Source organism: Citrobacter sp. wls826, assembly GCF_005281245.1.
GTDB classification, from domain to species: Bacteria; Pseudomonadota; Gammaproteobacteria; order Enterobacterales; family Enterobacteriaceae; genus Citrobacter; species Citrobacter braakii.
This window is the reverse complement of sequence record NZ_SZWS01000010.1, coordinates 16,683-31,707: the sequence shown is the minus strand read 5'-3', so window position 1 is coordinate 31,707 and position 15,025 is coordinate 16,683. Positions and strand designations below refer to the sequence as shown.

Sequence of the window (15,025 nt, the reverse complement as noted above, 5' to 3'; positions counted from 1 at the left end):
ACACAACTGCGGCTCGAAGTATGACGGGTATTTAGTACAGCGCTTTACCGTTGCTGTCCTTCACGTTGGTCTTCCATGCAGCACGAATCTGCTCAACCACGCTGTCCGGCAGGCTGGCGTAATCCAAGTCATTAGCCTGTTTGCCGCCATTTTTGTACGCCCAATCGAAGAACTTCAGCACTTCAGCGCCCTGCTCAGGTTTCTTCTGCTCTTTATGCACCAGGATGAAGGTGGTGGAAGTGATCGGCCACGCATCGTCACCTTTCTGGTTAGTCAGATCCTGAGCGAAGGTTTTGCTCCAGTCAGCGCCTTTTGCAGCGTTGGCAAAGTTTTCTTCGGTCGGACTTACCGGTTTGCCATCAGCAGAGACCAGCTTGGTGTACGCCAGGTTGTTCTGCTTAGCGTAAGCGTACTCAACGTAGCCGATAGAACCCGGCAGACGCTGTACGAACGCAGCGATACCGTCGTTACCTTTACCGCCCAGACCGGTCGGCCAGTTAACGGTAGAGCCGGAACCAATTTTAGATTTCCACTCTTCGTTCACTTTCGCCAGGTAGCTGGTGAAAACGAATGAAGTACCGGAACCGTCAGCACGACGCACAACGGCGATATTCTGAGAAGGCAGTTTCAGACCCGGGTTCAGTTTGGTGATGGCTTCATCATCCCACTTCTTAATTTTACCGAGGTAGATGTCGCCCAGCGTTTTACCGTCCAGCACCAGTTCGCCGGATTTCAGGCCAGGGATGTTCACCGCCAGCACCACACCACCGATAACAGTCGGGAACTGGAACAGGCCTTCTTGCGCCAGTTTCTCGTCAGACAACGGTGCGTCAGAGGCGCCGAAATCAACGGTATTGGCCGTAATTTGTTTTACACCACCGGAGGAGCCGATACCCTGGTAGTTTACTTTGCTACCGGTCTCTTTCTGATAGGTATCTGCCCATTTGGCATACACTGGCGCAGGGAAGGTTGCACCTGCACCTGTCAGGCTCGCTGCTGCAAACGCAGAAAACGCGCTCATGGATAAGGTCGCGGCGACAACAGTTGCGACAGTGGTACGCATAACTTTCATAATGTCTCCTGCACGGTTTTCGTAAATCGTTGTTTGAGTTGCTACTGTGAGCAAAATAGGACAAACAGGTGACAGTTAAATGTACGAAATATGACAGTTTTATGACAATGAAAAGCTCGGGAAGTTTTTTATCTAAAAATACATTTAAAACAGGATGTTAATTACCATCATGACAATAACATTTCGCTGAAATTTTCTTTTTATGACACTGAAAACAGTAGTTGAAGATGACGGTTTGTCACATAAAACAGGCGGGATAATTGATTAAAAACAGAACAAGCTAAAAAAATGCCCCGCTTGCAGCAGGGCATTTTCAGTTCAGTTAAGTGCGGATTACTCTACGGTAACCGACTTTGCCAGGTTACGCGGCTGGTCCACGTCGGTGCCTTTAATCAGCGCCACGTGATACGCCAGCAACTGCAGCGGAACGGTGTAGAAGATCGGTGCAATCACCTCTTCCACATGCGGCATCTCAATGATGTGCATGTTTTCGCTGCTGGTAAAGCCAGCATCCTGGTCCGCAAAGACGTACAACTGACCGCCACGAGCGCGAACTTCTTCAATGTTGGATTTCAGTTTTTCCAACAGTTCGTTGTTCGGTGCAACTACGATAACCGGCATATCGGCATCAATCAGCGCCAGCGGACCGTGTTTCAGTTCGCCTGCAGCATATGCTTCAGCGTGAATATAAGAGATCTCTTTCAGCTTCAGCGCGCCTTCCAGCGCAATCGGGTACTGATCGCCACGCCCCAGGAACAGCGCATGGTGTTTGTCTGAGAAACCTTCCGCCAGAGCGGCAATGCGTTTGTCCTGAGACAGCATCTGCTCAATACGGCTCGGCAGCGCCTGCAGACCGTGAACGATCTCCTGCTCAATAGACGCATCCAGACCTTTCAGACGAGACAGTTTCGCCACCAGCATCAGCAGAACGGTCAGTTGGGTGGTAAATGCTTTCGTGGAGGCCACACCGATTTCGGTACCGGCATTGGTCATCATCGCCAGGTCGGATTCGCGCACCAGAGAAGATCCCGGTACGTTACAAATAGCCAGCGAGCCCAGATAGCCCAGCTCTTTAGATAAGCGCAGACCCGCCAGGGTATCCGCCGTTTCACCGGACTGGGAAAGGGTAATCATCAGACTGTTACGACGCACGGCGGATTTGCGATAGCGGAACTCGGAAGCGATTTCGACATCACAAGGAATACCAGCCAGCGATTCAAACCAGTAGCGGGACACCATGCCGGAGTTGTAGGACGTACCGCAGGCGATAATCTGGATATGCTCAACCTGAGACAGCAACTCGTTGGCACGTGAACCCAGCTCGCTTAAATCCACTTCACCGTGACTAATGCGCCCGGTCAGCGTATTTTTAATTGCGTTCGGCTGTTCGTAGATCTCTTTCTGCATGTAGTGGCGATAAATACCTTTTTCGCCCGCGTCATATTGCAGATTCGATTCGATATCCTGACGCTTCACTTGTGCGCCAGACTTGTCAAAAATAGAGACTGAACGACGGGTCACCTCCGCGATGTCACCTTCTTCCAGGAAGATAAAGCGACGGGTTACCGGCAACAGCGCCAGCTGATCGGAAGCGATAAAGTTTTCCCCCATCCCCAGACCAATCACCAGCGGGCTACCTGAACGGGCCGCCAGCAGCGTTTCCGGGTTACGGGTATCCATGATCACCGTGCCATAGGCACCGCGCAACTGTGGAATAGTACGCAGTACGGCTTCACGCAGCGTACCACCCTGTTCCAGTTCCCAATGCACCAGGTGAGCAATCACTTCGGTGTCGGTTTCAGAAACAAAGGTGTAACCACGGGTTTTCAGTAGTTCACGCAGAGGTTCATGGTTTTCAATGATGCCGTTATGCACCACAACAATGTGTTCAGAAACATGGGGATGCGCGTTCGCTTCTGAAGGTTCACCGTGTGTCGCCCAACGGGTATGAGCGATACCTGTACCACCATGCAGCGGATGTTCTTCCGCAGCAGCAGTCAGCATCTGCACTTTACCCAGACGACGCAGACGGGTCATGTTGCCTTCAGCATCGACAACGGCCAGACCAGCAGAGTCATAACCACGATATTCCAGACGACGTAAACCTTCGAGAAGGATTTCAGCTACATCACGCTGCGCGATAGCGCCAACAATTCCACACATATTTTTTGATTCCGAATTTAGGCATTTGCCTGTCGTTGTCGCTGACCTGTATTTGCCCTTTCCGGGCGCCCCGAGCCTTGTAGAGAGTGGGGTTATTTTTATGGTACTGCTTGTTGAGCGGAGGATTATGTTATCCCCTCATCTCTTGTCTGCCTGATGGCGCTTACGCTTATCAGGCCTACAGAACGTCACCGCACGTAGGCCGCCATCCGGCAAAAATCACTTACTTCTTCTTCACCGGACGCTGCCAGCCCTGTTTATGGACCTGAGGTACACGGCTTAATACCAGTTCGTTATCGGCGACATCACGCGTTACGGTAGTGCCAGCAGCGATGGTGGCACCTTTACCCACGGTGACAGGCGCCACCAACTGAGTATCAGAACCCACAAACACATCATCACCAATAATGGTTTTAAACTTATTGGCACCATCGTAGTTGCAGGTAATCGTACCCGCGCCGATATTCACATTATCGCCAATTTCCGCATCGCCCAGATAGGTCAGATGACCAGCTTTAGAACCTTTACCCAGACGCGCTTTTTTCATTTCGACGAAGTTACCCACGTGCGCGCCTTCCTGCAGCTCAGCACCCGGGCGCAGACGCGCGAATGGACCGATGGTGCAAGCGGCTTCCAGATGGGCATCTTCCACCACACTGTATGGGCTAAGCTCACAACCTTCACCAATCACGCTGTTTTTGATGATACAGCCAGCACCAATCTTGACGCGATCCCCAACGGTTACGTTACCTTCAATGATAACGTTAGTATCAATTTCAACATCGCGCCCGTGAATAAGCGTACCGCGAAGATCAAAACGTGCAGGATCGCGCAGCATCACGCCCGCCAGCAGCAGTTTCTCTGCTTGCTCGGACTGATAAACACGCTCCAGACGGGATAACTGAAGACGGTTATTCACCCCTTCCGTTTCGCTAATACGTGCCGGATGTACCGCAGCAATTTCGCGTCCTTCCTGATACGCCATCGCAATGATATCGGTGATGTAGTATTCACCCTGCGCATTGTTATTGGTGAGTTTGGACAGCCAGCGCTTCATATCAGCGCCATTGGCAATCAGAATACCGGTGTTGATTTCCTGGATTTGGCGCTGCTCGTCAGTTGCATCTTTATGCTCGACGATACCGGTGACGTTACCGTTCTCACGCGTAATACGCCCATAGCCGGATGGATCATCCAGTTTTACCGTTAACAGGCCGATGCCGCCCTGCGGTTTAGCATCACGCAGGCTACGTAAGGTATCGGTAGAGATCAGCGGCACATCGCCATAGAGCATTAAAATGTCTTCGTCATCACCAAAGAATGGCGCTGCCTGCTGCATTGCATGGCCGGTCCCCAACTGCTCTGCCTGCAGAATCCAGTTTAGATTGCCATCTTTCAGCGTCTGCTTAAGCAAATCACCACCGTGCCCGTAGACCAGATGTACGTGAGTCGCACCTAATTCATTAGCGGCATCAATGACATGCTGAACCATCGGCTTTCCTGCGAGGGTATGCAGCACTTTAGGGAGATCGGAATACATACGCGTGCCTTTGCCTGCGGCAAGGATCACGACGCTCATAGCATTATTCAACATACACGTCCTGACTGTAATTTGAGAACGAATTTATACCGTTTCACATTGAAAATACTACATTTTTTTCATCGTGAAATGGACCGAAAATAAAACGTTCAATCGGGAAAATTTCCCCTCTGATAACACTCTATTTTCGTCTATTTCGGCGTCTTTTGTCTCCCAAAACCAGGAGGCAGCTCTTATTAAAGCCTTAGGTTAATGTTTTTGCTATTTTTTTACTGCATGAATAAAGAGTTACAAAAGAAAAGTACAATATTATTAATGTGATCAGCGAGAAGCAGAAAAATACTGTTTTAAAAGGGAAGAGGACAAACGATCAAGCGGAGGAGTGGGATTTAATAACAGATGGCGCGTGCTGATAACCGTATGAAGCATCGCGCCACAGAGCAGGTCGGGAAGACTAAACTTCCATACTGCTGAAAAGGGCGATGATTTTGTTAATCATTTTCATGTTGCTATCCTGTTTTTATCTGAGTTAATTATGTGACACACATCACACAAAAAAGAGTCTACGCCTCATTTTTTAACCGATCAATATTTTTGTGACACAAGTCACAAAAATATAAAACAGCTTTTTAGTTCCACTTTCACTGAAACAAAACCATAAAAAAAGCCAGCCTGGCAACCAGACTGGCTTTTGTGCTTTTCAAGCCGGTGTTACATCGCTTTTTTGGTCAACTCGATAACGCGCAGTTTCGCGATCGCTTTGGCCAGTTCCGCAGATGCCTGAGCGTAATCCACGTCACCATGAGAGCTCTTAATGTGCTCTTCAGCCTTACGCTTCGCTTCCAGGGCTCTCGCTTCATCGAGATCCTGTCCGCGAATCGCGGTATCAGCCAGAACGGTCACGCTGCCAGGCTGCACTTCGAGAATGCCGCCGGACAGATAGATAAACTCTTCATGACCGAACTGTTTAACGATGCGGATCATACCAGGCTTAATGGCGGTGAGCAGCGGTGCGTGACCCGGGAAAATACCCAGTTCACCTTCACTACCCGTTACCTGGATTTTTTCGACCAGACCAGAGAACATTTGCTGCTCTGCGCTGACGACGTCCAGGTGGTAAGTCATTGCCATATCACCCTCCGATTAAGGCGTTAAAGTTTTTTGGCTTTTTCCACGGCTTCGTCGATAGAACCAACCATGTAGAACGCCTGCTCTGGCAGGTGGTCGTATTCGCCTTCCATGATGCCTTTAAAGCCACGGATGGTGTCTTTCAGGGATACGTATTTACCCGGAGAACCGGTGAATACTTCCGCAACGAAGAACGGCTGGGACAGGAAGCGCTGAATTTTACGTGCGCGTGCTACCACCAGTTTGTCTTCTTCAGACAGTTCATCCATACCCAGGATGGCGATGATGTCTTTCAGTTCCTGATAACGCTGCAGCAGAGACTGTACGCCACGCGCGGTGTCGTAGTGTTCCTGACCAACAACCAGCGGATCCAACTGACGGCTGGTGGAGTCCAGCGGGTCAACTGCCGGGTAGATACCCAGAGAGGCGATCTGACGGCTCAGTACCACGGTTGCATCTAAGTGAGCAAAGGTGGTTGCTGGGGATGGGTCAGTCAAGTCATCCGCAGGTACGTATACCGCCTGAACGGAGGTGATAGAACCGGTTTTGGTAGAGGTGATACGTTCCTGAAGAACACCCATCTCTTCCGCCAGGGTCGGCTGGTAGCCTACCGCTGATGGCATACGACCCAGCAGTGCGGATACTTCTGTACCGGCCAGGGTGTAACGATAGATGTTATCAACGAACAGCAGAACGTCACGACCTTCGTCACGGAACTTCTCTGCCATGGTCAGACCGGTCAGAGCAACGCGCAGACGGTTTCCCGGCGGCTCGTTCATCTGGCCATATACCAGGGATACTTTGTCCAGAACGTTGGAGTCAGTCATTTCGTGGTAGAAGTCGTTACCCTCACGAGTACGTTCACCCACGCCCGCAAACACGGAGTAACCGGAGTGTTCGATCGCGATGTTACGGATCAGCTCCATCATGTTTACGGTTTTACCTACACCCGCACCACCGAACAGACCAACTTTACCGCCCTTAGCGAACGGACACATCAGGTCGATAACTTTGATGCCGGTTTCCAGCAGTTCCTGAGAGCTGGACAGCTCTTCATAGGAAGGTGCCGCGCGGTGGATAGCCCAACGCTCTTCTTCACCGATATCGCCTTTCATGTCGATCGGGTGACCCAGGACGTTCATGATACGACCCAGAGTTGCTTTACCTACCGGGACTTCGATCGGGTGCTCGAGATCTTTGACTTCCAGACCACGACGCAGACCGTCGGAAGAACCCATGGCGATGGTACGTACGATACCGCCGCCGAGCTGCTGCTGAACTTCCAGCACCAGGCTCTCTTTACCATTCATAACCTCAAGAGCATCGTACACGCGCGGTACGGCATCCTGAGGGAATTCGACGTCAACCACGGCGCCGATTACCTGGACAATTTTTCCAGTAGCCATCTTGAATCCTCTACGAATTAACCTGGTTATACCGCGGATGCACCACCGACGATTTCGGTGAGTTCCTGAGTAATGCTGGCCTGACGAGCTTTGTTGTATACCAACTGCAGCTCTTTAATCAGGCTGCCGCCATTGTCGGTCGCGGCTTTCATCGCCACCATACGTGCGGCCTGCTCGCTGGCCAGGTTTTCTACCACGCCCTGATAAACCTGAGACTCGACATAACGACGCAGCAGGGTATCCAGCAGCGCTTTCGGGTCTGGCTCATACAGGTAATCCCAGGATTTACGCTTCAATTCATCATCATCTGATGCCGGCAGAGGCAGCAGTTGGGTGATGGTTGGCGTCTGAGACATGGTGTTAATAAATTTGTTGCTGACAACGTACAGTCTGTCCAGACGACCTTCATCGTAGGCCTGCAGCATCACTTTAACCGGACCGATCAGTTCGGACAGGGAAGGGTTATCCCCCATACCTGTTACCTGAGCAATCACATTACCGCCAACGGAGTTAAAGAAAGACACGCCCTTAGAGCCGATCATTGCGATATCGCACTGAACGCCTTTATCGGACCATGCTTTCATATCCGCCAGCAGCTTTTTGAACAGGTTAATGTTCAAGCCACCGCACAGACCACGGTCGGTCGACACCACCAGGTAGCCCACGCGCTTAACGTCGCGTTCTTCCAGGTAAGGGTGCTTATATTCCAGATTACCATTCGCAAGGTGACCAATCACTTTGCGCATGGTCTCTGCATAAGGACGGCTGGCCGCCATGCGATCCTGCGATTTACGCATTTTGGAAGCGGCGACCATCTCCATCGCTTTAGTGATCTTCTGCGTGTTCTGGACGCTTGCGATCTTACTACGTATCTCTTTTGCGCCGGCCATGAGCTTCTCCTCAATGCCTTGCGGTCCGCCCTAAAGCAGACCGCCAGACGTTACCAGGACTGGGTTGCCTTGAAGGAATCGAGGATAGCTTTCAGCTTGCCTTCGATTTCATCGTTATAGCCACCGGACTGGTTGATCTCTTGCATCAGCGGAGCGTGGTCACGGTCAACGTAAGCCAGCAGAGCGGCTTCGAAGCTACCGATTTTCGCCAGTTCCACATCTTCGAGGTAACCGCGTTCAGCCGCAAACAGCACCACACCCTGCTGTGCTACAGACATTGGGGCGTACTGTTTCTGCTTCAGCAGTTCAGTTACTTTCTGACCGTGGCTCAGCTGCTTACGAGTAGCTTCATCCAGGTCGGAAGCGAACTGAGAAAACGCTGCCAGTTCACGATACTGCGCCAGTGCGGTACGAATACCACCGGACAGTTTCTTGATGATCTTGGTCTGCGCTGCACCACCTACACGAGATACGGAGATACCCGGGTTAACTGCCGGACGAATACCGGAGTTGAACAGGTTGGTTTCCAGGAAGATCTGACCATCTGTAATGGAAATTACGTTGGTCGGAACGAACGCAGAAACGTCACCCGCCTGGGTTTCGATAATCGGCAGAGCGGTCAGGGAGCCGGTTTTACCTTTAACTTCACCATTGGTGAACTTCTCAACGTATTCCGCGTTTACGCGGGATGCGCGCTCCAGCAGACGGGAGTGGAGGTAAAATACGTCGCCCGGGAATGCTTCACGTCCTGGTGGACGACGGAGCAGCAGGGAAACCTGACGGTAAGCAACAGCCTGTTTAGACAGGTCATCGTAAACGATCAGCGCGTCTTCACCGCGGTCACGGAAGTATTCGCCCATTGCGCAACCGGCATATGGCGCCAGGTATTGCAGAGCAGCAGATTCAGACGCGGTCGCCACAACAACGATGGTGTTGGACAGTGCGCCGTGTTCTTCCAGTTTACGAACCACGTTAGAAATGGTGGACGCTTTCTGGCCGATAGCCACGTACACACATTTGATACCGGAATCACGCTGGTTGATGATGGCGTCGATTGCCATCGCAGTTTTACCTGTCTGACGGTCACCGATGATCAGCTCACGCTGGCCACGACCGATTGGGATCATGGCATCAACAGATTTATAACCTGTCTGTACTGGCTGGTCGACGGACTGACGTTCGATTACGCCTGGTGCGATAACTTCGATTGGCGAGAAGCCATCGTTATCAACCGGACCTTTACCGTCAATTGGGGAACCCAGAGTATTCACCACACGACCCAGCAGGCCACGGCCAACCGGAACTTCCAGAATACGACCCGTACACTTAACCTTCATGCCTTCGGCGAGGTCAGCGTATGGACCCATCACAACGGCACCTACGGAGTCGCGCTCCAGGTTCAGTGCGATAGCGTAACGGTTACCCGGCAGGGAAATCATCTCACCCTGCATACAATCGGCCAGGCCGTGAATGCGGATAACACCGTCACTTACAGAAACAATAGTACCTTCGTTGTGAGCTTCGCTCACAACATTGAACTGAGCAATGCGCTGCTTGATCAGTTCGCTGATTTCGGTGGAATTCAGTTGCATGCTCCAGTCCCCTTAAGACTGCAAGACGTCTGCAAGGCGCTCAAGACGGCCGCGTACGCTGCCATCAATGACCATATCACCCGCTCGGATGATTACGCCTGCCATTACAGACTTATCGATTTTGCAATTCAGCTTAACTTTGCGTGACAGACGTTTTTCCATCGCTGCTCTAATCTTCGTAAGCTGTTCATCACTCAGTGCATTGGCAGAAGTGACTTCTACCTCAGAGATAGCCTCACTGGCTGCACGCAGATGAATAAACTGCTCAAGAACATCCGGGAGCGCATTCAGACGGTTATTTTCAGCCATTACCCTAATCAGGTTTTGGCCGCTTTCGTCCAACTGCTCACCGCACACGGCGATAAACGACTCAGCGAGCGTTTCCGGCGCCAGCGCGCCAGAGAGAAGCTCTGCCATTTGTTCGTTTTTCGTCACCTCAGCGGCAAACGTCAGCATATCCTGCCAACGGTCAACGCTTTGGTGCTCAACGGCAAAGTCAAAAGCTGCTTTGGCGTAGGGGCGAGCTACCGTAATAAATTCAGACATCAGCCCCTCCCTCCTTACAGTTCAGCGACAAGTTTGTCCACGATGTCGCTATTAGCAGCTTCATCCACGGAACGTTCGATGATCTTCTCGGCGCCAGCAACAGCCAGGATAGCAACTTGCTTACGCAGCTCTTCGCGAGCACGTTTACGCTCGGCGTCAATTTCCGCCTGCGCCTGTGCCACGATTTTAGTACGTTCCTGCTCTGCTTCAGTTTTAGCTTCGTCCAGGATCTGAGCACGGCGTTTGTTCGCCTGCTCAATGATTACCTGAGCTTCCGCCTTCGCTTTTTTCAGCTGGTCGGTCGCGCTGGCCTTTGCAAGGTCAAGATCCTTATGTGCTCGTTCTGCAGAAGCAAGGCCGTCAGCAATTTCTTTTTGACGTTTTTCGATGGCAGCCATTAAAGGCGGCCATACGTACTTCATGCAGAACAGAACGAACAGGACAAACGCGATGGCCTGGCCGAGGATTGTTGCGTTAAGATTCACAGCACAATGCCTCTATCTAGTTAACGTTCTGATATTGCTCTTAATTCAAGCAACGCTTACTACGCGACAGCAAACATCACGTACAGACCCAGACCTACAGCGATCATTGGGATTGCATCCACCAGACCCATAACGATAAAGAACTGAGTACGCAGCAGAGGAATCAGATCCGGTTGACGCGCTGCGCCTTCCAGGAATTTACCCCCGAGGATGCCGATACCGATCGCAGCACCGATTGCCGCCAGACCCATCATCACAGCGGCAGCAATGTACAGCAGATCCATATTCAGGTTTTCCATGACAGTCTCCAGTTTGTTTCAGTTAAAACGTAGTAGTGTTGGTAAATTAATGCTCTTCAGATGCCATCGACAGATAGACAATCGTCAGAACCATAAATATGAAGGCTTGCAGCGTGATAATCAGTATGTGGAAAATGGCCCATGGCACATTCAGGATCCACTGTGACCACCACGGCAACAGACCAGCAATCAGAATGAAAATCAGCTCACCGGCATACATGTTGCCGAACAGTCGCAGACCAAGAGAAATTGGTTTGGACAGCAGGCTTACCCCTTCAAGGATTAAGTTGACAGGGATGAACGCCCAGTGATTGAACGGCTGCAGCGTCAACTCTTTCGCGAAGCCGCCGATGCCTTTCATTTTGATGCTGTAGAACAGAATGAGGATAAATACGCCCAGCGCCATCGACAGGGTGATGTTTACGTCAGCAGACGGAACCACACGCAGAGCCGGCAGGCCAAAGATATGCTCACCGATGTACGGCAGCAGGTCGATAGGCAGTAAATCCATCAAGTTCATCAGGAATACCCAGACGAAAATCGTCAGGGCCAGCGGAGCAATCAGCTTGCTTTTGCCATGGTACATGTCTTTCACGCTACCATGCACAAAGCCGATTACCAGCTCAATCGCGGTCTGAAATTTACCTGGTACGCCGCTGGTCGCCTTTTTAGCTACGCTACGGAACATAAGCAGGAACAACAGACCCAGAACCACCGAGAAGAAAATGGAGTCAATATTGAGCGTCCAGAAGGTGGCTGGGGGGTTGTGCGGATCCACCAGCGAGAATGTACGTAGGTCCAACTGAAGGTTATTCAGATGGTGTCCTATGTAATCCTGCGGCGTCATATTTTCTGAAGCCATGATGCCTTTACCCTTTGTTGTTAATTACAGCCGGCGCCAGTATCTGAACCACCAGCACCAAAACCCACGTAACGATCAGCGGCATGAATACCGCTTTCAAAACAGCCAACGCCACCACCAGCAAAACCAGCATAGCTAACACCTTGAAGGCTTCGCCGAAGGCGAACGTCCAGGCTACTCGGCCTTTAGCTGGTGTATGCGCCTGGTGACGCCAGGCAAATATCATAAACAACACATTAGGCAGCAACACTGCCAATCCACCGCACAATGCGGAGATGCCCCAGAAAGGGTCTTTGAGGCTAAACAGCAATCCACTTGCTATTACCGCCAGAAACTGTGTGAGCAAAAGCTTACGAGCAACGTTTCGACTCAAGAGCGACATAGACATCACGTTTTTACTCCTGCTCCCTTCGAGGTATGCCGCGTGTCGTATAAAACGTTCTTTATGGCTTAGAGTCAAGCATCAAAAAGCGGTCAAATTATACGGTGCGCCTTCGTGATTTCAAACAATAAGTAGCTAAAAAGTGAATAAATGTTTAAATATTTTTCGCTACCCCACATTTATCACTTTTAAGCAAACTGTGAACGATCATGCAAAACTGCAAATGCCGCGTAAATACTGGCGGCAAAGCGTGCACCAGATCACATATTGAACATATTCACCTTCGCATAATTTATTTACGTGGCAAATGATGCCTTTTCATCTTTTTGATATTTAAGCGTAAAAATAGCCACTTTTTCAAAAACAACAGCTAACAACAAAAAAACCACGCATTGACATTTATAATAAAAAATTAACACAACGGGTGGTTCTTACGTTCTATTTTTAGCAGACTGATATTTTCACAGCTGACTTGTTTCGCTTTTAACAAAAAACGGTACGTTATAGTTATGATGCAAAACCGTAAGGCGCTAGTGAATTGTAACGACATTTAACCACACTATTCCCTATGACTTTTAACACCTGAATAGCCGTTTTTTTTCTATTTTTTTTGATAAAAATTAAATTTTGTTTGGCTTAATAACCACCAGATGACGTTCACCATCCAGTTGCGGAACGCGTAATTTTTCGACCGACTCGACGCTGAATTCTGCAGGCAACGAAGCAATTTCGTCTTCTGGCAACTGCCCTTTTAGCGCATAAAAACGCCCATCCAGGCCAGGCAAATGATGGCACCAACTCACCATATCAGTAAGTGACGCGAACGCACGGCTAATGACCCCATCGAACGGCGGCTCTGAAGGGAATTCTTCAACGCGACTTTGCACAGGCGTGATGTTAGTAAGCGCAAGCTCATGCTGCACCTGACGCAAGAAACGGACGCGTTTTCCCAGACTATCCAGCAGTGTGAAATGCGCTTCTGGGCGCACGATAGAGAGAGGAATACCCGGCAGGCCCGGTCCCGTACCCACGTCGATAAAACGCTCCCCCTTCAGATACGGCGCGACGACAATACTGTCCAGAATATGGCGCACCAGCATTTCGTTAGGATCCCGTACCGACGTCAAGTTGTACGCTTTGTTCCATTTGTGCAGCATATCGACATACGCAATCAGCTGATTTTTCTGGTGATCGGTAAGAGAAATACCAGCATCAGCCAGCAGACGAGAGAGTTTGTTGAGCACGGTCGTTACCTGTTCATAATCAATTTCCCGATGAGCTATAGCTTATCGGGACTACAAATTGGTAGGGCGGGCAGGCGAAGCGCCCGCCGCCAAAATAGTGTTATCAAGCGCTGCGGCGCAGCATACCTTGTTTCTTCAGCCATACCAGCAGAATGGAAATGGCGGCAGGCGTTACGCCAGAAATACGCGATGCCTGGCCGATCGATACCGGTTTGTGATCGTTCAGCTTGGCGATAACTTCATTCGACAAGCCTGAGACCTGACGATAATCCAGCGTTGCAGGCAATAGGGTGTTCTCATTACGCTGTTGTCTTTCGATTTCTTCCTGCTGACGGGCGATATACCCTTCGTATTTCACCTGAATCTCAACCTGTTCCGCGGCCTGAGCATCGTCGAGCGCTGGTGCGAACGCAGATAAAGAGGTCAACTGAGCATAGGTCATATCCGGGCGGCGCAGGAGATCTTCACCGCTGGCTTCACGTGACAAAGGCGTAGCCAGGTGAGCATTCACTTCTGCTGCAGATTCCGCTAACGGATTTACCCAGGTTGATTTGAGACGCTGACGTTCCTGTTCGATACGCTCCAGCTTCTCGTTGAAACGAGCCCAGCGCTCGTCGTCCACCAGACCCAGTTCACGACCAATTTCGGTCAGACGCAGGTCGGCGTTATCTTCGCGCAGCATCAAACGGTATTCTGCGCGTGAGGTGAACATGCGGTACGGTTCTTTGGTGCCAAGCGTACACAGATCGTCCACCAGTACACCAAGATAAGCCTGATCGCGACGCGGCGCCCAGCCGTCTTTCTCAGCAGACAAGCGCGCGGCGTTCAGACCCGCCAACATCCCTTGCGCAGCAGCTTCTTCGTAACCGGTAGTACCGTTAATCTGGCCCGCAAAGAACAGACCCTGGATGAATTTGCTTTCCAGAGTGGGTTTCAGGTCGCGCGGATCGAAGAAATCATACTCAATCGCGTAGCCAGGACGGACGATTCTGGCATTTTCCATTCCCTGCATGGAGCGGACAATTTGCATCTGCACATCGAACGGCAAGCTGGTGGAGATACCATTCGGATAAATTTCGTTAGACGTCAGTCCTTCCGGTTCGAGGAAGATCTGATGCTGATTACGATCGGCAAAGCGCATCACTTTGTCTTCGATCGACGGGCAGTAGCGCGGACCGATACCTTCGATCACGCCTGCGTACATCGGGCTACGATCGAGGTTATTGCGGATCACGTCATGGGTTCTCTCATTGGTATGCGTGATGTAACACGGCATCTGACGCGGATGTTGAGAAGCATCGCCCAGGAATGAGAAGACCGGCATCGGGTTATCGCTGTTTTGCTGGCCGAGCACGCTGAAATCAATAGTGCGTGCATCGATACGCGGCGGCGTACCGGTTTTCAGGCGGCTGACGC

At 50.9% G+C, this 15,025-nt stretch carries 13 protein-coding genes and 1 pseudogene; all 14 read right to left on the bottom strand.

The window, feature by feature from the left end:
* Positions 1–31: 31 nt before the first annotated feature.
* On the bottom strand, positions 32–1,072 hold the full coding sequence (gene pstS / locus FDW87_RS00730) for a phosphate ABC transporter substrate-binding protein PstS (protein WP_016157820.1): 1,041 nt from the start codon (positions 1,070–1,072) through the stop codon (positions 32–34).
* Positions 1,073–1,405: 333 nt separating this feature from the next.
* The gene (glmS, locus tag FDW87_RS00725; RefSeq protein WP_016155081.1) at positions 1,406–3,235 is read right to left on the bottom strand and encodes a glutamine--fructose-6-phosphate transaminase (isomerizing); all 1,830 of its coding nucleotides are present in this window, start codon (positions 3,233–3,235) and stop codon (positions 1,406–1,408) included.
* Between the two features lie 223 nt (positions 3,236–3,458).
* Positions 3,459–4,829, bottom strand: a complete 1,371-nt coding sequence (gene glmU, locus FDW87_RS00720; RefSeq protein ID WP_049269510.1) for a bifunctional UDP-N-acetylglucosamine diphosphorylase/glucosamine-1-phosphate N-acetyltransferase GlmU — start codon at positions 4,827–4,829, stop codon at positions 3,459–3,461.
* Positions 4,830–5,486: 657 nt separating this feature from the next.
* The gene (locus FDW87_RS00715) at positions 5,487–5,906 is read right to left on the bottom strand and encodes a F0F1 ATP synthase subunit epsilon (protein WP_003023809.1); all 420 of its coding nucleotides are present in this window, start codon (positions 5,904–5,906) and stop codon (positions 5,487–5,489) included.
* 20 nt (positions 5,907–5,926) lie between these two features.
* Complete coding sequence (gene atpD, locus FDW87_RS00710; RefSeq protein WP_003023806.1) at positions 5,927–7,309, bottom strand: F0F1 ATP synthase subunit beta; 1,383 nt, start codon at positions 7,307–7,309, stop codon at positions 5,927–5,929.
* 26 nt (positions 7,310–7,335) lie between these two features.
* A complete protein-coding gene (gene atpG, locus FDW87_RS00705) occupies positions 7,336–8,199 on the bottom strand; it encodes a F0F1 ATP synthase subunit gamma (protein WP_016155083.1) in 864 nt (287 codons plus the stop codon).
* A gap of 50 nt (positions 8,200–8,249) precedes the next feature.
* Positions 8,250–9,791, bottom strand: coding sequence for a F0F1 ATP synthase subunit alpha (gene atpA, locus FDW87_RS00700; protein ID WP_003023802.1), 1,542 nt, complete (start codon positions 9,789–9,791; stop codon positions 8,250–8,252).
* 12 nt (positions 9,792–9,803) lie between these two features.
* Positions 9,804–10,337: a F0F1 ATP synthase subunit delta gene (gene atpH / locus FDW87_RS00695; protein WP_049040611.1), complete on the bottom strand. Its 534-nt coding sequence runs from the start codon at positions 10,335–10,337 to the stop codon at positions 9,804–9,806.
* A gap of 14 nt (positions 10,338–10,351) precedes the next feature.
* The gene (gene atpF, locus FDW87_RS00690; RefSeq protein ID WP_003827022.1) at positions 10,352–10,822 is read right to left on the bottom strand and encodes a F0F1 ATP synthase subunit B; all 471 of its coding nucleotides are present in this window, start codon (positions 10,820–10,822) and stop codon (positions 10,352–10,354) included.
* Positions 10,823–10,881: 59 nt separating this feature from the next.
* A complete protein-coding gene (gene atpE / locus FDW87_RS00685) occupies positions 10,882–11,121 on the bottom strand; it encodes a F0F1 ATP synthase subunit C (protein ID WP_003023794.1) in 240 nt (79 codons plus the stop codon).
* Positions 11,122–11,167: 46 nt separating this feature from the next.
* On the bottom strand, positions 11,168–11,983 hold the full coding sequence (gene atpB, locus FDW87_RS00680) for a F0F1 ATP synthase subunit A (RefSeq protein WP_003023792.1): 816 nt from the start codon (positions 11,981–11,983) through the stop codon (positions 11,168–11,170).
* A 7-nt stretch (positions 11,984–11,990) separates the two neighbouring features.
* The gene (gene atpI / locus FDW87_RS00675; protein ID WP_003023790.1) at positions 11,991–12,371 is read right to left on the bottom strand and encodes a F0F1 ATP synthase subunit I; all 381 of its coding nucleotides are present in this window, start codon (positions 12,369–12,371) and stop codon (positions 11,991–11,993) included.
* 614 nt (positions 12,372–12,985) lie between these two features.
* Entirely contained in the window at positions 12,986–13,609 is a 624-nt protein-coding gene (rsmG, locus tag FDW87_RS00670; RefSeq protein WP_016155084.1) for a 16S rRNA (guanine(527)-N(7))-methyltransferase RsmG, read from the bottom strand.
* Positions 13,610–13,712: 103 nt separating this feature from the next.
* A pseudogene (gene mnmG, locus FDW87_RS00665) lies at positions 13,713–15,025 on the bottom strand (tRNA uridine-5-carboxymethylaminomethyl(34) synthesis enzyme MnmG); the annotation flags it as partial.